14 protein-coding genes are annotated in these 18,580 nt (G+C 70.3%); 11 read left to right on the top strand and 3 right to left on the bottom strand.

Annotated elements, in window-relative coordinates; all coding sequences use genetic code 11:
• Positions 1–106 precede the first annotated feature (106 nt).
• From ACZ6TV_RS03860 to ACZ6TV_RS03850, 3 genes are all read left to right on the top strand, one after another.
• Positions 107–1,354, top strand: a complete 1,248-nt coding sequence (locus tag ACZ6TV_RS03860) for a coiled-coil domain-containing protein (RefSeq protein ID WP_465295077.1) — start codon at positions 107–109, stop codon at positions 1,352–1,354.
• A gap of 121 nt (positions 1,355–1,475) precedes the next feature.
• The gene (locus ACZ6TV_RS03855; RefSeq protein WP_465295075.1) at positions 1,476–4,067 is read left to right on the top strand and encodes a hypothetical protein; all 2,592 of its coding nucleotides are present in this window, start codon (positions 1,476–1,478) and stop codon (positions 4,065–4,067) included.
• 213 nt (positions 4,068–4,280) lie between these two features.
• On the top strand, positions 4,281–5,639 hold the full coding sequence (locus tag ACZ6TV_RS03850) for a hypothetical protein (RefSeq protein WP_465295073.1): 1,359 nt from the start codon (positions 4,281–4,283) through the stop codon (positions 5,637–5,639).
• Positions 5,640–5,645: 6 nt separating this feature from the next.
• On the opposite strand, the gene ACZ6TV_RS03845 is transcribed toward ACZ6TV_RS03850, so the two are convergent.
• Genes ACZ6TV_RS03845 through ACZ6TV_RS03835 form a run of 3 tightly spaced genes read right to left on the bottom strand, consistent with a single transcriptional unit; the run spans position 5,646 to position 8,323 of the window.
• Positions 5,646–6,275 carry a PIG-L deacetylase family protein gene (locus ACZ6TV_RS03845; RefSeq protein ID WP_465295071.1) on the bottom strand — a complete coding sequence of 210 codons (630 nt, stop codon included), beginning with the start codon at positions 6,273–6,275 and terminating at the stop codon, positions 5,646–5,648.
• Positions 6,272–7,084 (bottom strand): glycosyltransferase family protein, encoded by an 813-nt coding sequence (locus tag ACZ6TV_RS03840; RefSeq protein ID WP_465295069.1) that lies wholly within the window; start codon positions 7,082–7,084, stop codon positions 6,272–6,274. The genes ACZ6TV_RS03845 and ACZ6TV_RS03840 overlap by 4 nt, the downstream gene beginning before the upstream one ends.
• A gap of 6 nt (positions 7,085–7,090) precedes the next feature.
• On the bottom strand, positions 7,091–8,323 hold the full coding sequence (locus tag ACZ6TV_RS03835) for a methyltransferase domain-containing protein (protein ID WP_465295067.1): 1,233 nt from the start codon (positions 8,321–8,323) through the stop codon (positions 7,091–7,093).
• A 215-nt stretch (positions 8,324–8,538) separates the two neighbouring features.
• Here ACZ6TV_RS03835 and ACZ6TV_RS03830 point away from each other — a divergent pair, with 215 nt between their 5' ends.
• From ACZ6TV_RS03830 to ACZ6TV_RS03795, 8 genes are all read left to right on the top strand, one after another.
• Positions 8,539–9,567, top strand: coding sequence for an NAD-dependent epimerase/dehydratase family protein (locus ACZ6TV_RS03830; protein ID WP_465295064.1), 1,029 nt, complete (start codon positions 8,539–8,541; stop codon positions 9,565–9,567).
• 52 nt (positions 9,568–9,619) lie between these two features.
• A complete protein-coding gene (locus tag ACZ6TV_RS03825; RefSeq protein WP_465295062.1) occupies positions 9,620–10,798 on the top strand; it encodes a class I SAM-dependent methyltransferase in 1,179 nt (392 codons plus the stop codon).
• A 14-nt stretch (positions 10,799–10,812) separates the two neighbouring features.
• The gene (locus ACZ6TV_RS03820; protein ID WP_465295060.1) at positions 10,813–11,757 is read left to right on the top strand and encodes a glycosyltransferase; all 945 of its coding nucleotides are present in this window, start codon (positions 10,813–10,815) and stop codon (positions 11,755–11,757) included.
• A 9-nt stretch (positions 11,758–11,766) separates the two neighbouring features.
• Positions 11,767–13,359: a lipopolysaccharide biosynthesis protein gene (locus ACZ6TV_RS03815; RefSeq protein ID WP_465295058.1), complete on the top strand. Its 1,593-nt coding sequence runs from the start codon at positions 11,767–11,769 to the stop codon at positions 13,357–13,359.
• Between the two features lie 8 nt (positions 13,360–13,367).
• A complete protein-coding gene (locus tag ACZ6TV_RS03810) occupies positions 13,368–14,678 on the top strand; it encodes a glutamate-1-semialdehyde 2,1-aminomutase (protein ID WP_465295056.1) in 1,311 nt (436 codons plus the stop codon).
• A gap of 11 nt (positions 14,679–14,689) precedes the next feature.
• Complete coding sequence (locus ACZ6TV_RS03805) at positions 14,690–15,949, top strand: hypothetical protein (RefSeq protein ID WP_465295054.1); 1,260 nt, start codon at positions 14,690–14,692, stop codon at positions 15,947–15,949.
• 422 nt (positions 15,950–16,371) lie between these two features.
• Complete coding sequence (locus ACZ6TV_RS03800; RefSeq protein ID WP_465295052.1) at positions 16,372–17,379, top strand: Gfo/Idh/MocA family protein; 1,008 nt, start codon at positions 16,372–16,374, stop codon at positions 17,377–17,379.
• A 14-nt stretch (positions 17,380–17,393) separates the two neighbouring features.
• Positions 17,394–18,539 (top strand): DegT/DnrJ/EryC1/StrS family aminotransferase, encoded by a 1,146-nt coding sequence (locus ACZ6TV_RS03795; RefSeq protein ID WP_465295050.1) that lies wholly within the window; start codon positions 17,394–17,396, stop codon positions 18,537–18,539.
• The last annotated feature ends 41 nt before the right edge of the window (positions 18,540–18,580 follow it).

Raw genomic sequence — 18,580 nt, 5'->3', positions numbered from 1 at the left:
AAAAACGTGGCGTGTCCTGCCTGGGTGAAGATGACCTTGTGACCATCTCGGAAGAGTGCCGTTGCACCCTTGCGAAAGCCCCCCCGTGGTCTGCAAGTATGTGCCAATGCCCCAGCAGCAGTCCTCGGTTGACTTCTTTCAGAACGGCTCGGATCACGAAGAGCTGAGTGTTGTCCTGCGCGGCTATGACCGTGCCCAGGTCGACGCCAAGCTGCAGCGGATCAACGCGCAGCTCCAGCAGGCCAACCAGGCCCGCGAAGAGGCCGAGGGCCGTCTCGCGGAGTCCCAGCGGCGCATCCGTCAGACCGAGCAGCGGCTCGGCACGATGGAGCAGAAGCTGAGCGACACCAACAAGCAGCTGGAGGAGAACAACCGGCCGACGCTGTCGGGGCTGGGCACGCGGGTCGAGCAGATCCTCCGCCTCGCCGAGGAGCAGGCCAACGACCACCGGGGCGAGGCCAAGCGGGAGTCCGAGGGCATCAACTCCGCCGCGCGGCTCGAGGCTCGCGAGATCACCGACAAGGCGCGCGCCGAGGCTGCCGCCATGAAGGCGACCGCCGAGCGCGAGGCCGGCAACCTGCGCACCGCCGCCGAGCGCGAGGCCGCCGAGGTCCGGGTCCAGGCCCGGCGCGAGGCCGACACGCTGCGCGCCGACGCCGAGCGCGAGACCAAGCAGCTGCGCACCGCGACCGCGCACGAGGTGGCCGAGCTGAAGGCGACCGTCGAGCGCGAGGTGGCGACGCTGCGGGCCACCGCCGAGCGGGAGATCACCCAGCTGCGCGCCAAGGCCGCCCGCGAGGCGGAGGAGAAGCGCGCCGAGGCGACGAAGCTGCTGACCGACGCGCGGGACAAGCGCGACAAGGACCTGCAGTCCCTGGCACTGGAGCTGGCCGAGCGGCAGGAGAAGGCGGAGCGCGACGAGTCCGCCCGTCACCAGTCCGCGGTCGCCGCGACGCAGAAGCTCGTCAACGAGGCCGAGAGCCGCGCCCGGGCCGCCGAGGACCGCGCGAAGGAGATCGAGCAGCGGGCCGAGGCGCGCCGGGTCGAGTCCGAGCGCAGCGCCGCCGAGACCCTCGAGAAGGCCAAGAACCTGTCCGAGAAGACGGTCAACGAGGCCCGCGCCGAGGCGCACCGCCAGCTCAGCGAGGCGCGTGCCGAGGCCGAGGAGACCACCCAGCGGGCCCGTCGCGAGGTCGAGGACCTCACGCGCCAGAAGGACGCGGTCACCTCGCAGCTCGGTCAGATGCTGTCCGGCCTCGCCGGGATCATGCCGTCGGTCCAGCCCCCGCAGCAGGGCGGCCCGGCCGACGCCAAGAAGGCCAAGTCCGGCGAAGGCGACAAGGTCACCGCCTGACGTCCGCGGGGCGCGGTGATCCGGCCGCTCTTCGATCATTCACGGGGAGTTCGATCGCACGTCCCGTCATGCGCGGTGTGTAATTGCGCGTGGCGGGACGTTGCGTGTGAGGATGGGTGTTATGTCAGACGGCGACCTCTTCGACACCGGCCCGGGCGGCGTCTCTTCAGAGCCCGACTTCGAGACCGCGCTGCGTGGCTACAACCGCGGCCAGGTCGACAAGTACTGGACTCAGTCGGAGAACGAGATCCATGCCCTGAAGCTGGAGAACGAAGAGGTCTGGGGTCAGGTCCAGGCGCTCGCGTCACAGGTGCAGGACCTGCAGATGGAGCTCGCTGAGCTGCGCCGGCGCGGCCCTGTGGGCGACGTCTCGTTCCGCCATCTGGGCGCCCGGGTCGAGCAGATCCTGGGCCTCGCCGAGGACCAGGCGGAGTCGATCCGCGCCAATGCCGTGCAGGACATCGCCGGGCTGCGCACCGAGGCCGAGCGGCTGCTCGCCGACGCCCGCGGCCGGGCCGCCAAGGCCAACGAGGACTTCGAGCTCGCCCTCGGCGCCCGCCGTGCGGAGGAGGAGCGTTCGGTTACGGAGCGTCGCGCCGCCCTGGCGGCGGAGACCCACGCGATCGAGGAGCGGGCCGCGGCTTCGCGGGCCGAGGCCGAGCGGATCGTCGCGCACGCCCACGCCGAGGCGCAGCGCATCACCGCCGCCGTCACCGCCCAGCTCGACGAGGCCCGGCTCCAGGCGGAGCGGGAGATCCAGGCGCTGCGCGCCGCCGCCGAGCAGCACTCGACGCAGGTCCGCGCCCAGGCCGACCAGCACGCCGAGGCCGCGCAGCAGCACGCCACCACCGTCACCGCCCAGGCCGAGCAGCAGGCCGCAACGATCCTCGCCCAGGCACAGGAGCAGGCCGGCACCGTCACCGCCCAGGCCAAGGCCCAGGCATCCGCCGTGACCACCCAGGCGGAGCAGCAGGCGGCGACCGTCACCGCGGAAGCGCAGGCCCAGGCGACGGCGCTCACGGCGCAGGCCGAGCAGCAGGCGGCCGCGGTCACCACGGCGGCGCAGCAGCAGGCCGACAGCGTGACCGCGCAGGCGCAGGAGACCGCCGCCACCGTCGCGGCGAAGGCGCAGGAGGCCGCGGCGGCCGTCGCCAAGCAGGCCGAGGAGCACGCCGCGACCGTCACCGCCCAGGCCCGCGAGACGGCCGACGCCGTCGCCGCGCAGGCGGAGCAGTCCGCGGCCGCCGTCACCGAGCAGGCCGCCGCGCAGGCGAAGGCCATCGCCGACACCGCGGTCGCGAAGGCCGAGGCCGCGGCCGCCGAGGCGCACGCCGCCGCGACCGAGGCCAACCAGAAGCGCACCGACGAGGCGACGCAGAAGGCCGGCGCCGAGGCCGCGGAGCGGGCCGCCGCCGCCCGCGCCGCCATCGACCAGGAGCTGCGCGACCTGCGCGCCGCCCACGACGCGGAGCTCGCCGAGCTGCGCGCCACGACGGACCGGGAGCTCACCGAGGCCACCGCCACCGCGCGGGCGGAGGCCGACGAGCTCCGCTCCGCCGCGCAGACCGAGGCGGACGCCCTGCGCGCCGAGGCCGCGGACGCCGTGACCACCGCGAAGGCCGAGGCGGCGGAGGCGGTCACCAAGGCTCGCACCGAGGCCGACACACTGCGCACCACCGCCCAGTCCGAGGCGGACACGCTGCGCACCAGCGCACAGTCCGAGGCCGAGACGCTGCGCTCCAGCGCGCAGACCGACGCGGACACGCTGCGCACCAGCGCACAGTCCGAGGCCGACACGGTGCGCACCGAGGCGGCGACCGCGGTGGCCGCCGCGAGGGCCGAGGCCGCGTCCCAGGCGGAGGCCGAGGCCGCGACGAGGGCCGAGGCCGCCGCGAAGACGGAGGCCGAGGCGATCGCGAAGGCCGACGCGGCGAACAAGGCCACCGCTGAGGCGATCGCCAAGGCGAAGGCCGAGGCCGAAGCGGCCGCGAAGGCCGGCGACGCCAAGCAGGCCGAGCTCGAGGCCATCACGGCGAAGCTCGCCGAGGCGCAGTCCCGGCTGGCCGAGGCGCAGACGCAGGAGGCCGCCGCCCGCGAGCGGATCCAGGAGGCCGCCGACGCCGAGGCCCGGCTCGCCGACCTGCGCGAGCAGGAGACGGCGCTCACCAGCAAGGTCGCCCAGACCGAGACGGCGCTGAGCGCGGAGCTGGCCGGGCTGCGGTCGCAGGAGACGGACCTCACCACCCAGGTAGCGGCCGCCGAGGCCCGCCTGGCCGAGCTGCGCCAGCAGACCGCCGACGCCGAGGCTCTCAGCGAGAAGACCACGGCCGCCGAGCAGCGCGCCAGGCAGGCCGAGGACAAAGCCAAGCAGGCCGAGGAGCAGGCCGCGCGGGCCGAGGTCAAGGCGAAGCAGGCCGAGGAGCAGGCCAAGCAGGCCGGCGACAAGCTGCAGCAGGCCGAGGACAAGGCCGCGGAGGCCCAGGAGCTGGTCGAGGTGGCGCAGCGGCGCGCCACGGAGATCGAGGAGCTGGCGAACGCGGCCGGCACCGAGGCCGCCGACCGGGCCGCGAAGACCATCGCGGAGGCCGAGCAGGCCGCCGAGGCGATCCTCGAAGCGGCCCGGCGCGAGGCCGAGCCCGCGCCCGCCGCCGCGCCCGCCGCCGTGGAGAGCAAGGCGAACGGCAAAGGAAAGGTGAAGGTCGCCGCCGAGTAGGGGCGAACTGCCGAAAGTCCCTGTGCGCGATGCGCGGAAAGCCGACACTCAGGTTGAGGACGCGATGACGAATCACGTATCGTCCGCGGGTCTGTGCGCCTAGTCACGTTCAGGGGGAGATAGCGTGCGCGGTCCGGAGCGAAGCGGCGAGACCGCTCACCGGAGTTGCAGTTTCCGCTCACGGCGGCGCCGGAGCGCAGCGGAGGTAACGGCGTGAGCAGCGGCACGGAGCAGGTGCAACGAGACCGCCCCGGGCGCCACTCCGCTCCACCGGCCCGGCAGAGCCGGCTCGGCATCCGCCTCGCGATCGGCGGCGCGGCGGTGGTTGTGCTCGCCGCGGGCACGGTCGCGGTCCTGCAGCTCACGTCGGGCGGCGGCGCCGAGAGCCAGTCCGGCACCGCGGACGAGAAGGCCACCGTCATCAGCACCGACGGCACCGTCGTCGACGGCCAGCAGCTGACGACGGCGTTGTTCATCAAGGCCAACAACGTCAAGGTGGTCAACACCACGGTGCGGCACAAGGGCACGATCGGGATCAAGGTGTTCCCCGGCGTGACCGGCACCGTGGTGCAGAACACCGAGGTGTTCTGCGGCAGCAAGGACATGACCGGCGTCGGCAACGGTGGCTACACGGCGACGAACGTCAAGGTCCACGGCTGCGGCACCGGTTTCCAGCATTTCGCGGGCGCACCGGCGACGGTCACGGACTCCACCGTCGACGACCAGCCGTACCGGGCGAGCTACGCCTTCACCGAGTCCGGCAAGAAGCATCCGACGTCCGGCACCGGCCTGGTCCCGGGCCCGGTCAGGGCGGCGAAGCCGTGGCCCGGCCCCGACAACACGGGCGTGCCGGCCGGGACGACGCTGACCCCGTACACGGGGAAGTACGTGATCACCGAGCCGGACACCGTCATCGACGGGAAGATCCTCACCGACTGCGTCGAGATCAGGGCGAAGAACGTCACCATCAAGCGGTCGAAGATCAACTGCAAGAACAAGGGCGGCATGATCATCCGCGTGTTCGACGAGCTCGTGCCCGACGCGAGCCTCCTGATCGAGGACAGCGAGATCACCGGTGACGGCGAAGGGCTCGGGGTCGGCTTCGGCAAGTACACGCTGCGCCGCGTCAACATGCACACCCTCAACGAGGGCCCCCGGGTCTCCGACGGCGCGGTGATCGAGGACAGCTGGATCCACGGGCTGGTCTTCACCGACGAGAAGGACCACCAGGACATCCTGCAGACGACCGGCGGCACCGGCATGGTCGTGCGGCACAACACCCTCGAGGCGTTCAACCCGGCCCGCAACGACCCGTTCAACGCGGGCTTCCAGCTCGGCTCGGAGACCGTGGACCTGATCGACCTGCTCGTCGAGGACAACCTGTTCACCGGCGGCAACTACACGGTGAACCTGCGGCCGGACACCAAGGCGAACAAGGTCGTCTTCCGCAACAACGTGTTCGTGCAGAACAGCCGCTACGGGCCCGCCTCCAACGAGGACCTCCCAGGCGTCACCTGGGAGGCCAGCAACGTCTTCCTCGACGGCGGCAAGCCCGTCACGCACGGGCCCTGAGCAACCTCAGAAGGTCACCACGGACTTGGTGACCGTGTACGCCTCGGCGTAGTGCGACCGGCACTCCATGCCGCGGATGCGGGCGAGCCCGAGGAACACCTCGTCGTCCCACCAGTCCCGGGCCTTCTGCGACGGGAAGTGCTCGTGCAGCAGCGCCACCTTGCGCCTGCCCCGGTCGACCGTGAGCGGCACGTACACGTTGCGCCGCGAGAGATCGCCGTCCCATTTGGGGATCTCGTAGTGCATGACGAGCGAGTCCCGGAAGGCGGTCGACGCCAGGGACCCGAGCAGCCGGTGGTCCTGGTGCGCGTCGTCGGTCGACGGCGCGAGGACCAGGTCGGGCGTGCCGAGCTTGGCCGCGGCCTCGACGATCTCCTTCGTGGCGTCCCAGTGCGCGGGCAGCCGGCCGTCCGGGAGGTCGTGCAGGTGGAAGGCGACGGTGCCCTGCGACAGGAACGCCGTCGCGGCGGCCCGGGCCTCCTCCTGACGGGCCGGCACCCCCGTCGCCAGGACGTAGTCGACCCGGACCCCTGAGGGCAGGGACAGCAGCAGGCCGCCGGCGGCGATCTCGATGTCGTCCGGGTGTGCACCCAGGGCGACGACGGACCGCACGCCGGCGAGCGAGAACTGGATCACGAGCGCTGCGCGGGGACCAGGGACGGGCGGCGGGAGGCGTCCCACAGCATCCACGGGCAGTTGCCGTGGTTGTAGGCCTCCTCCATCTCGGCCCGGTCCTTGAACGTGTCGACCGCGCGCCAGAACCCGTCGTACTGCTGGGCGAGGAGCTTGCGGTCCGGGATGAGCCGGTCGAAGGCGTGCGGCACCATGTCCTCGCCGTCGCGCAGGACGTCGAAGATCTCCGGCCGCATGATGAAGTAGCCGCCGTTCTCCCAGGTCATCAGGTCGCGGAAGTCCCGGACCCGCGACACCGCCCCGTCGTCGGACATCTCCAGGATGTGGTGGGTGGAGACCGGTGGCACGGCGAGCATGCTGACCGCCGCGGCGGAGGACCGGAAACGCTCCACCATCTCCGGCAACGGCGCGTCGGTCAGCGTGTCGGCGTAGTTGGCCAGGAACATCGGCTCGTCCTCGACGTACTTGCGCACGCGCATGAGCCGCTCGCCGATCGTGGCCTTGAGCCCGGTGTCGATGAACGTGATGTTCCAGTCGGTGATGTCGGTCGAGAACAGCTGCACGTCACGGTTGCCGCCGACGAGGGTGAAGTCGTTGGACAGCGTCTCGTCGTAGTGCAGGAAGTAGTCCTTGACGACCGCGGCGCCGTAGCCGAGGGCGAGGACGAAGTCGGTGTGTCCGAAGTGGGCGTAGTAGCGCATGACGTGCCACAGCAGCGGCCGGTCACCGATCATCGCCATCGGCTTGGGGACGTTGCTGGTGCCCTCGCGCATCCGCATGCCGAGACCACCGCAGAACAGGACGACCTTCACGACAAACTACTCCTCGACGTCGAGTGCCGGGATCGGGTAGACCAGCTTGCCGCCCCAGTCACGCACGTACGACAGCTGCGCGCTGATCTCGGTGCGCAGGTTCCACGGCAGGACCAGGACGTAGTCGGGCCGGTCGGCGGCGATCCGCTCCGGCGCGTGGATCGGGATGTGCGTGCCGGGCAGGAACATGCCCTGCTTGTGCGGCGACCGGTCGACCGTGTACTCCAGCAGGTCCTCGCGGATGCCGCAATGGTTGAGCAGCGTGTTGCCCTTGCCGGGGGCGCCGTAGCCGACGACCCGCTTGCCCTCGGCGCGCGCCTTCATGAGGAAGTCGAGCAGGTCGCGCTTGATGGTGAACACCTCGTCGGCGAAGCCCTGGTGCCCCTCGAAGGTGTGCAGCCCGGCGGTGGCCTCGGCGTCGAGGACGGCCTTGACGGCCACCGAGGGCTCGCCCGCGGTTTCCGTGTGCATCGCGTGTACGCGCAGCGACCCGCCGTGGGTCGCCAACTCCTCGACGTCGACGACGGTGAGCCCGCCCTTGGCCAGGGCCCGTGACGCCGTGAGCAGGGACAGGTACTGGTAGTGCTCGTGGTAGATCGTGTCGAACTGCCGGCGCTCGATCAGGCGGAGCAGGTGCGGGAACTCCAGCGTGACCAATCCGTCCGGTTTGACCAAGTTCGCCAATCCCTGACTGAAGCCGATAATGTCCGGAATGTGGGCATAAACATTATTTGCCGCAACCAGATCCGCGCGACCGTACTGTGCCGCGACCGATTCGCCGGTTTCCGGCCCGAGAAAGCACACCTCGGTCCTGATCCCCTTTTCGCGGGCGACCGCCGCGACATTTCCGGCGGGCTCGACGCCGACCACAGGAATACCCGCGGCCACAAAATGCTGCAGAAGGTACCCGTCATTACTGGCCACTTCGGCGACCAGGCTGTCGGCCGTTAGGCTGAGCTTCTCGATCATAGCGACGGAGTACCGCCGGGCGTGCTCCACCCAGGATGATGAATAGGAGGAGAAGTAGAGGTAGTCGGAGAAGATCTCCTCACCCGCCACGTAGGCCGGGAGCTGCACCAACAGGCACTCTGCGCAGGTGCGCACGTGCAGTGGGTAGAACGTCTCCGGTGCGTCGACCTTGTCCGCGGGCACATAGCTCTCGCAGAGTGGTGACATACCAAGGTCGACAAAGGTCTCGGTGAGCTCGGCACCACAGAGCCGGCACGAGACAACGGGCATGCGTCCCCCCAAAATAATCGTTCACGCTAGGCTCCAGCTATACGGCAGGAGCATGATGCGGACGCGTCAGCCTAAGGCAGAATCCAAGCCAAGAAGCTAGCGGTCGCTGAACACTGCTGTTCAACGTCAGAGTAAGAAGTCCGACACACCACCGAGGGCACTTTCGGTCCCTCTTAGACTCGCCTTCCACCCGCCGAGCGTTCGGGAGCTTTGCCATGCGCGTACTCGTCACCGGTCACGACGGATACATCGGCAGTGTGCTGGTGCCGATACTCCGGCAGGCCGGGCACGAGGTGGTCGGTCTGGACACGGGGTTGTTCGCAGACTGCGTGCTCGGACCGGCGCCGGAGGAGGTCAAGACGCTCCGCGTCGACCTCCGCGACGTCGAGCCGTCGCACGTCACCGGGTTCGACGCGGTCATGCACCTCGCGGCGCTGTGCAACGACCCGCTGGGCAACCTCAACCCCGACCTGACCTATGACGTCAATCACCGCTCGACGATCCGCCTGGCGAGGGCCGCGAAGGCCGCCGGGGTGCAGCGGTTCCTGTTCTCGTCGTCCTGCTCGCTCTACGGCAAGGGCGCCGACGACACCCCGCTGGACGAGACGGCCGGCTTCCAGCCCGTGACGCCCTACGGCGAGTCGAAGATCCTCTCCGAGCAGGGCCTGCTGGAGCTCGCCGACGACGACTTCTCGCCGGTGTTCCTGCGCAACTCCACGGCCTACGGCTTCTCGCCGCGGCTGCGCGGCGACCTGGTCGTCAACGACCTCGCCGCGCACGCGCTGCTCACCGGCCAGGTCCGGCTGCTGTCGGACGGCAAGGCGTGGCGGCCCCTGGTGCACATCGAGGACATCTCCGCCGCCTTCCTGGCGCTGCTGGAGGTCGACCGGTCCCGCGTGCACGCCAAGGCGTACAACATCGGCAAGAGCAGCGAGAACTACCTCATCCGCGACGTGGCCAACCTGGTCGCCGAGGTCGTGCCCGGCAGCGAGGTGACGTTCGCCGAGGGCGCCGGCACCGACCTGCGCAACTACCGGGTCACGTGCGACCTCATCGCCGCCGAGGTGCCGGAGTTCCAGCCGAAGTGGACCGTCAAGCTCGGCGTCGAGCAGCTCATCGAGCAGTACCAGCGGCACGGCCTGACGATCGAGCAGTTCGGCAGCGAGACCCACCAGCGGATCAAGCGGATCAAGGCGCTGATGGCGGCGGGCAAGCTCGACAACAACCTTCGGTGGACCGCATGAGCGGCCAGCGGAGCGGCTCGGGCCGACGCCGGAGCGCAGCGGAGGTGGCGGCATGAGCAGACTTTGTGATTCCTGCGGCGAGGAGCGGCTCGTCCCGTTCGCCGATCTCGGTGAGATCCCGGTCCTGTGCGGGGTGCACTGGGAGGCGCACGGCGACGCGGTCGCGTCCCCGCAGGGGAAGATGGAGCTGGCGCACTGCCCGCGCTGCGCCTACGTGCGCAACGTCGCGTTCGAGCCGGACAAACTGGTCTACGACACGACGATGGACACCAACCTGCACTTCTCCCCCGCGTTCCAGCGGTTCTCCGCGGACCTGGTGCAGAGCCTCAGCGAGCGCTACGACCTGTCCGGCAAGCTCGTGCTCGACGTCGGCTGCGGCCAGGGCGAGTTCCTCAAGGAGCTGACCCATGTCAGCGGCGCGAGCGGCGTGGGCTACGACGCGATGTACGCGGGCGAGACCGGCACCAGCGGGCTGACCACGTTCCACAGCGGGCTCGCCCCGCGCGGGTCCGGCCTGCCGGAGTACGACTTCTTCACCTCGCGGCACTGGTTCGAGCACCTCGACGACCCGTACGAGTTCCTCGTCGACCTGCGGGAGCAGGCGAAGGGGCGCGAGGTCTTCGGCTACGTCGAGGTCCCCGACGCGGTGTACGACCTCGCCACCGCCGGCTGGGAGGTCATCTACCCGCACGTGTCCTACTTCGACGCGTACTCCCTGGCGAGCATCTTCGGCCGGGCGGGCTGGACGGTCGAGTCGACGGGCACGCTGTTCTCCGGCATGTTCCGGTACATCGAGGTGTCGGCGAACCGGCCCCGCGCCGGCGGTCACGTCGCGCACACCGGCGAGCTGCCCTCGATGCGGGCCCGCGACAAGCAGCTCGCGGCGATCGCCGGCTTCGCGGAGCGGCACCACGCCGAGCGCGAGCGCTGGCGCAGCACGATCGCGCAGCTCAACGCCGACGGCGCCAAGCCGGTGCTGTGGGGCGCGGGCTCCCGCGGCGTGCAGTTCCTGACCCTCGCCGACCGCGAGCTCGGCCTGCACGGCGTCGTCGACCTCAACCCGCGCAAGTGGGGCCGGTTCCTGCCGGTCACCGGGCACCGGGTCGACCCGCCGTCGACGCTGACGACGCTGCAGCCGAAGGCCGTGGTGATCACCAACCCGGCGTACAGGGAAGAGATCGCGAAGTCGCTCGCCGACCTCGGCGTGACCGCAGAGATCCTGGTGGCCTGACCATGTCTCCTCGCGTGACGATCGGCATGACGACGTACAACGTCGAGAAGTACCTCCCCCTCGCCATCGAGTCGATGCTGGCGCAGGACTACCCGGACTTCGAGATCGTCGTCTGCGACAACCTGTCGACGGACAGCACCTGGGAGATCCTGGAGCGGTACGCGGCCAAGGACGAGCGGGTCCGGGTGTTCCGCAACCCGGAGAACCTCGGCGAGGCCGGCAACTTCCGGCGGGTGGTGCAGCTGGCCCGCGGCGAGCTGTTCCGGCTCGCCGCGCACGACGACCTCGCCGCGCCGACCCTGATCAGCCGGTGCGTCGAGGCCCTGGACGCCAACCCCGGGGCGATCCTGGCCTTCCCGCAGACGATGCTGATCGACAGCGACGGCAACGAGATCGGCCCGTGGGACGACGCCATGGACACGTCCACGCTGCGCTCGCGCGGCCGGGTCAGCTGGTACGCGCGGAAGTGGAACCTCTGCAACGAGGTCTTCGGCGTCATCCGCACCGACGTGCTGCGCAGGACCCGGCTGCTCGGGCCGTTCCTGTCCAGCGACGTGCGCATGCTGCACGAGCTGGCGCTGCGCGGCGAGTTCGTCCAGGTGCCGCAGCGGCTGTTCTTCCGCCGGATGCACGCGACCAACACGTTCGGTGCCCAGCGCGACACCGACGAGGTGCTCGAATGGCTGGAGCCGGGCGCGGCCAAGGGCAAGAACCGCAAGCGCAAGCCGGCCTCGGACCAGAGTCACCACACCCGGATGACCTGGGAGATCACCAAGGCGCTCATGAGCAACGAGCTGCCGGTGACCGAGCGGGCGGCCGCCACCGGCGCGTTCCTGACCTCGTGGGGCACCCGGCGCGGGCGGGCGAAGCTGGGCCGGATCCGCCGCTCGATCACGCGCACGCCGATCGCCCCGCCGCCGTGGGAACAGCCCAACGACCAGCAGCAGCCGCAGGCCTAGGGAGTTCGCATGAGTCAGAGCGTCGACAACAGCGTCGACCCGCTCGACCGCACCGTCGATCTTGACCGTACCGCCGAGATCAGCGCTCTGACACCACCGGCCGCCTTGACGGACGACGTCGAGGAGGCGCCGCGCAAGCGGCTGAAATCCGCGATCTTCTGGTCGTACGCCTTGACGGCGGGCCGGCTGGGCACGACGACCATCGTCACGTTCGTCCTGGCGCACATGCTGGGCCCGCACGCGTTCGGTGTCGTGGCGACAGCGCTGCTGTTCGTGATGATCACGCAGATGCTGCTCCAGCAGACGCTGCTGACCACGATCATCCAGCGGGAGAAGCTCGAGGACGACCACCTCGACGCCGGGTTCTGGCTCGTCATCATCGGCAGCCTCGCGCTGACCGGGCTCGCGGCCGGCGCTGCGCCGCTGTGGGCCGCGTTCAACGACCAGCCGGAGATCACGACCGTCTGCATCGCCCTGACGCCGATGATCCTGTTGCAGGGGCTCACGGTCGTACCAGAGGCGATCATGCGACGGAAGATGACCTTCCGTCCCCTGGCGATCCGGACGCTCATCGCCACGGTGATCGGCGGGGTCGTCGGCATCGTCATGGCGCTCGCCGACTACCAGGCCTGGGCGCTCGTGGCGCAGCAGCTGGTGACCGGCGGCGTGGGCGCGGTCGTGCTGTGGTCGGTCACCGACTGGCGGCCGCGCTGGCGCCTGCCGCGGCAGGCGGTCAAGGACCTGTGGGGCTTCTCGTCGCAGGCCGCGCTCGGCGGCATCGGCGTGTTCCTGGCGATCCGCATCGACGTGCTCGTGCTCGCCAAGTTCTTCGGCCCGGTCGCGGTCGGCCTGTACCGCATCGCGCAGCGCCTGCCCGACATGCTGACGGAGGTGACCAGCCGGTCGCTGCAGCAGGTGTCGCTGCCGGAGCTGGCCCGGCTGCAGAAGAAGCCGGACGAGCTCGGCGACCGCCTCGCCAAGATGCTGCACGTCTCGGCCGTCGCCGGCCTGCCGGCCCTGGGCATCCTCGCCGCCACCGCGAAGCCGCTCGTCGCGCTGCTCGGCCCCGAGTGGTCGCCGGCCGGCACCGGCATGCAGCTGCTGTGCATCGTCGGCATCGTCAACGTGTACGGCGTGCTGCTCGGCCCGGCGCTGCAGGCGGTCGGGCGGCCCGGCATCAACACCGCGCTGTCATGGTTCCAGCTGGTCGTCGGCGTCACCACGTTCTACTTCATCGGCCAGTGGCTCAACGGCTCCACCGACGACCGCGCGCAGGTCGCCGCGATCGCGCTGGGCATGTCCGCGGTCGAGCTGTCGATCACGATCCTGATGATGTACATCACCTTCGTGCGGGTGCTGAAGGTCAACACCTGGCAGATCCTCGGCCCGACGGTGCCGGCGTTCGTCGCGGGCGCCGCGGGCTTCCTGGTCCCGTTCACGGTCGACCGGCTCGAGCTGTTGGGCGGCGGCCCATGGCTGCTGAAACTGGTGGTTTACGGCGTGCTCGCCACGGGCATCTCGGGCGGTCTGCTGCTCGCCCTGGACACCCGGACGCGGGGGATGGTCATGCGGAAAGTTCAACCATTGCTGGGAAAAAAGTAGGAGCGGTCTTGCTGTTCGACGAGTCAAACCGCCTGCGCCCGCTGGCGCACGCGGTCATCCCCGGTGGCGCGCACACCTATGCGAAGGGCGACGACCAGTTCCCCGAGGAGGCGCCGGGCTTCATCGTCCGGGGCAGCGGCTGCCACGTGTGGGACGCCGACGGCAACGAGTTCGTCGAATACGGCATGGGGCTGCGCTCGGTCACGCTCGGCCACGGCTACGCGCCGGTGGTCGACGCCGCGGCCCGGCAGATGGCGGAGGGGCTCAACTTCAGCCGCCCGGCGACGATCGAGCTGACCGCGGCGCAGCGGCTGCGGACCGCGCTCGGCGTGCCCGACCGGATGGTGAAGTTCGCGAAGAACGGCTCCGACGTCACCAGCGCCGCGGTGAAGCTGGCCCGCGCCCACACCGGCCGGGACCTCGTCGCGATCTGCGCGGACCACCCGTTCTTCTCCACCGACGACTGGTTCATCGGCACGACCGGCATGCCCGGCGGCATCCCCGGCGCCGTCCGGGACCTGACCGTCCGGTACCGCTACAACGACCTCGCCGGCGTCGAGGCGCTCATCGCCGGGCACGACGGGCGGATCGCCTGCCTCGTGCAGGAGGTCGAGACGACCGAGCCGCCCGCGCCGGGCTTCCTCGAAGGGCTGCGGGCCCTGTGCGACCGGCACGGCATCGTGCTGATCTTCGACGAGATCATCACCGGCTTCCGCTGGCACGTGCGCGGCGCGTCGCACGTGCACGGCGTCCAGGCCGACCTGACCAGCTACGGCAAGGCGCTCGGCAACGGCTTCGCGGTCGCCGCGCTCGTCGGCCGGCCCGACATCATGGAGCTGGGCGGGCTGCGCACCGACCGGGAGCGGGTCTTCCTGCTCTCCACCACCTACGGCGCCGACACGCACACCCTGGCGGCGACGATGGCCGTGCTCGACGTGTACGAGAACGAACCCGTCATCGAGCACCTGCACCGGCAGGGCCGCCGGCTCGCCGAGGGCGTCACGGCCGCCGCGGCGGCGCACGGCATCGCCGACTTCGTCGGTGTGGCGGGCCGCGACAGCAACCTCATCTACATGACGAAGGACGCCGACGGCGAACGGTCGCAGGCGTTCCGGACCCTGTTCATCCAGGAGCTGATCCGCCGCGGCGTGATCGCGCCGTCGTTCGTGGTCAGCTACTCGCACACGGACGCCGACATCGACCGCACGATCGAGGCGGTCGACGGCGCCCTCGCCGTCTACGCGAAGGCGCTCAGCGACGGTGTCGAGGCCTATCTGGTCGGCCGGGCTGTGAAGCCGGTCTTCCGCCCTTACGTCTGAGGGGTACACCCGTGGTCGCAGTCCTCGAACAACGGGAAGAAGTCCAGCGCTCCGGGCGCCCGCTGCTCAAGGCCACCCTGGTCGTCGGAGCCCTCGCGGCCGGGACGGCCGCCTCGATCCTGCGGCAGCCGGGGCCCGGCGCGCTGGACACGATCTGGGCCGAGGACGGCGAGATCTTCCTGACCCAGGCGGTGCGCGACGGCGCCGGGGCGTTCACGACGTCCTACGCCGGCTACTACCACCTCGTCGCCCGGCTCGTCGCCGGCGTCGCCGCGCTGGTGCCGCCGGCGCAGGCCGCGGCCGCGCTCGCGATCGGCGCGGCGCTGGTCACCACGGTCTTCGCGATCGCCGCGTACGGCCTCAGCGGGGAGTACATCGGCTCGACCGTGGGCCGGCTGGCCGTGTCGGTGCCGGTCGCGGTGCTGCCGATGGCGCAGGGCGACGTGCTCAACTCCCCGGCGAACCTGCACTGGACCGGCCTCTACGTGCTGTTCTGGTTCCTGCTGTGCCGGCCCGCCTCGACCGCGGGGAAGGTGCTCGCCTGCGCCGGGATCGTGCTCGTGGTCGGCAGCGACATCCTGACCGGGGTCTACCTGCCGCTCGTGGCGTTCGTGGTGTGGTTCCACCGGGACCGGTACGCCGTGGTGAAGGCCGTCGCGTTCGTGGTGCCCCTGGCGGTGCAGGTGCTCGGCCTGCTGACCGGGGCGAGCGAGCGGGAGGGCCTGGCGCCGGACCCGGTGCGGGCGGTGACCGGCTTCGTGCTGCGCGCGGTGCCGACGGCCCTGTTCGGCGAGCGCTGGGTCGGCCAGACGGTCAGCACCCGCAGCCTGCTCTTCGCCGCGCTCGCGTGGCTGATCATCGGCGCGGTGCTGGTCCTCGGCCTGCGCAAGGTCACCCGCCCGCGCTGGACGCTGGTGATCGCGGCCGGGGTGCACAGCGCGCTGGTCTACATCGCTCCGGTCGCGCTGAGCGGCATCGCGACCCCGCGGTACAACGTGGCGCCGGCGCTGCTGGTGCTGGTCACGCTCGTCGCTCTGCTCAACGACGTGATCGGCGTGCGGGTGCTCGCCGGGCTGCTGCTGGTCGTCTGCGCGGTGAACTTCCGGGTGGACAACGCACGGGCGGACGGGCCGGACTGGCACACGGGTCTGCGGGGCGCGGAAACGGCCTGCGCGGCCGATCCGGCGGGGACGGTGAGTGTCGAGGTGACTCCGCTCGCGGCACCCGGATGGCATGTTGCGCTGCCGTGTGACTATGTCGACAAAAAATGACCCCATCACAAACTCGGCATCACAGGACAAGCAATTATCAGGCGAACTATGATCCACTCCAGAGTTAAGGACTGATTTTCCCCGACCGTTCGGCCAGGCTTGCCTGACGGAACGACGGAGGTCGCTGCACCCCGGAACGAGATTCATATTCTGGGGCCCACAGGTACGCTGAGCTGCGAAACAAGAGATCACATCTGTCCGTTTCGCAACTTTGGTACCAATTGAACTAATTGCCTTTCTTGTCATTCTTAAACGCGTAAAGCGGCATTTCATGTTCCGTTAAAAGGGGCATGTAAAGAATGCGACACGGCGAGTTTGCCAGTGCCCACTTGCCCCGCCGACGCGTTATCCGCCAGTGTCGCTAGGCGACTGCCCGTGGGGGCGCGCCGCGACGTATTCATTCTTCGGGAGCAGGGTCGGTCATGAAGGTTGGCGTCATCGGCTGCGGTTACTGGGGGGCGAAGCACGTCCGGGTGCTGTCGTCGCTACCCGAGGTGTCCCTGGTGGTCGCGATCGACGCACAGTCGGAGCGGATCGAGCCGCTCCGCAGGATGTATCCGAGCGCGCTGTGCGTCACCAGCCTCGACGAGGTCATCGACCTGATCGACGCCGCGATCATCGCCACGCCGCCGCGCTCGCACGCGCCCCTGGCGAAGCGGCTGCTCGCCGCCGGCAAGCACGTCATGGTCGAGAAGCCGATGACCGCCTCGACCGCGGAGGCCCGCGAGCTGGTCGCGATGGCCGACGCCAACGGGCTGACCCTCGCCACCGGGCACACCTTCGAGCACAACGCCGTGGTCAAGCACCTGCGCGACATGGTCGCCGCCGAGGAGCTCGGCAAGATCTACTACATCGACACGGCCCGGCTGAACCTCGGCCTCTACCAGCCCGACGTCAACGTGGTCTGGGACCTCGCCCCCCACGACATCTCGATCATCAACATGGTGCTGGGCAGCACGCCGACCGCGGTGAGCGCCTGGGGCACCAGCCACGCCGGCACGCCCTTCGAGGACGTCGCCTACCTGCGCCTGGAGTACGGCACGATCGGCGCCACCGCCAACATCCACGTCAGCTGGCTCGACCCGTCGAAGGTGCGACGTGTGACGGTCGTCGGCAGCCAGCGCATGGCCGTCTACGACGACATGCTCGACGAGGGCCGGCTGCGCATCTACGACAAGGGCGTCCAGGGCGCCCCGCTGGACGGCACCGTGCCGATGTCGTACCGCTACGGCGGCATCACCGCGCCGCACATCCCGATGACGGAGCCGCTGGGCGAGGTCGACAAGGACTTCGTGCAGTCGGCGCTGACCGGCCGCACCCCGCAGGTCGACGGCCGGCGCGGCCTCGCCGTCGTCGAGGTGCTCGAGGCGGCCGCCGAGTCCATGGCGACCGGCCGCACGGTCAACATCTCCCAGCCCGCGAACGTCTGAAAGGCCTCAGCCAAGTGCGCATCCCGTTCAACGACCTCGCCACCCCGCACGCGCCGATCGTCGAGGACATCGTCGCGGAGGTGCGGGCGCTGGCCGGCAACTCCCGCTTCATCGGCGGGCCGGCCGTGGAGGCCTTCGAGCAGGACTTCGCGGCGTACTGCCGCACCACGCACGCCGTGGGGGTCGCCAACGGCACCGACGCGATCGAGCTGACGCTGCGGGCGCTCGGCATCGGCGGCGGCGACGAGGTCCTCGTGCCGGCCAACACGTTCATCGCGACCGCCTCCGCCGTCGCGGCCACGGGCGCCACCCCGGTCTTCGTCGACGTCGACCCGGTCAGCCTCCTCGTCACGCCCGGCTCCCTGGAGGCCGGCGTGACCGAGCGGACGGCCGCGGTCATCCCGGTGCACCTGTACGGGCACATGGTGCCCCCGGCGGACGTCCTGCCGTTCGCGGCGAAGCACGGTCTCGCCGTGATCGAGGACTCCGCGCAGGCGCACGGCGCGAACGCTCCGGCGGCGCACAGTGATCAGGATGGCACCCCGGGTGAGAAGGTGCGAGCCGGCTCCTACGGTGTCGCCGGAACCTTTAGTTTTTATCCAGGCAAGAACCTCGGCGCCTGGGGCGACGGTGGTGCGGTGGTGACCGATGACGCGCAGCTCGCTTCGCGGATCCGGTCGCTGGCCAACCACGGCCGGTCCGAAGGCACCGACCACTACGAACACCGCTACATCGGGCGCAACAGCCGGCTCGACGCGTTGCAGGCCACCGTCCTGCGCCGCAAGCTCGCCGATCTGGACGCGGCCACCGGGCAGCGCCGGCGCGTCGCGTCGGTCTACGCGGAGGCACTCGCCGCACACGGCATCCCGATGGTGGCACCGCTGCCCGGCGTGGACAGCGCGTGGCACCTGCTCGTGGCGCGGGTCCAGGGCCGTGAGACGGTCCGCCGCCTGCTCGACGAGGCAGGCATCGGCACCGGGGTCCACTACCCGGTTCCTTGCCACCGTCAACACGCATACGCTACCGACCAGACCGTCAGCCTCCCGGCTGCCGAGCAGGCCGCCACCGAGATCGTCTCCCTTCCCTTCTTCCCGCACCTGCGGGACGAAGAGGTCGCCTATGTCGCGGACCACCTCGCCAAGGCGATCACCGCGCTCTGATCTTTGTCAGCTCGCTCGTTCGTTGTCGCACCAACGTGCAG

It is taken from the genome of Dactylosporangium sp. NPDC051087, assembly GCF_055586325.1.
This window is presented reverse-complemented; position numbering and strand designations above follow the sequence as displayed.

Bases quoted from the DNA above. Each gene is read 5' to 3' on its own strand.
- ACZ6TV_RS03860 (WP_465295077.1), top strand. From the start codon at position 107: ATGCCCCAGCAGCAGTCCTCGGTTGACTTCTTTCAGAACGGCTCGGAT.
- ACZ6TV_RS03855 (WP_465295075.1), top strand. From the start codon at position 1,476: ATGTCAGACGGCGACCTCTTCGACACCGGCCCGGGCGGCGTCTCTTCA.
- ACZ6TV_RS03835 (WP_465295067.1), bottom strand. From the start codon at position 8,323: ATGCCCGTTGTCTCGTGCCGGCTCTGTGGTGCCGAGCTCACCGAGACC.
- ACZ6TV_RS03830 (WP_465295064.1), top strand. From the start codon at position 8,539: ATGCGCGTACTCGTCACCGGTCACGACGGATACATCGGCAGTGTGCTG.
- ACZ6TV_RS03825 (WP_465295062.1), top strand. From the start codon at position 9,620: ATGAGCAGACTTTGTGATTCCTGCGGCGAGGAGCGGCTCGTCCCGTTC.
- ACZ6TV_RS03815 (WP_465295058.1), top strand. From the start codon at position 11,767: ATGAGTCAGAGCGTCGACAACAGCGTCGACCCGCTCGACCGCACCGTC.
- ACZ6TV_RS03800 (WP_465295052.1), top strand. From the start codon at position 16,372: ATGAAGGTTGGCGTCATCGGCTGCGGTTACTGGGGGGCGAAGCACGTC.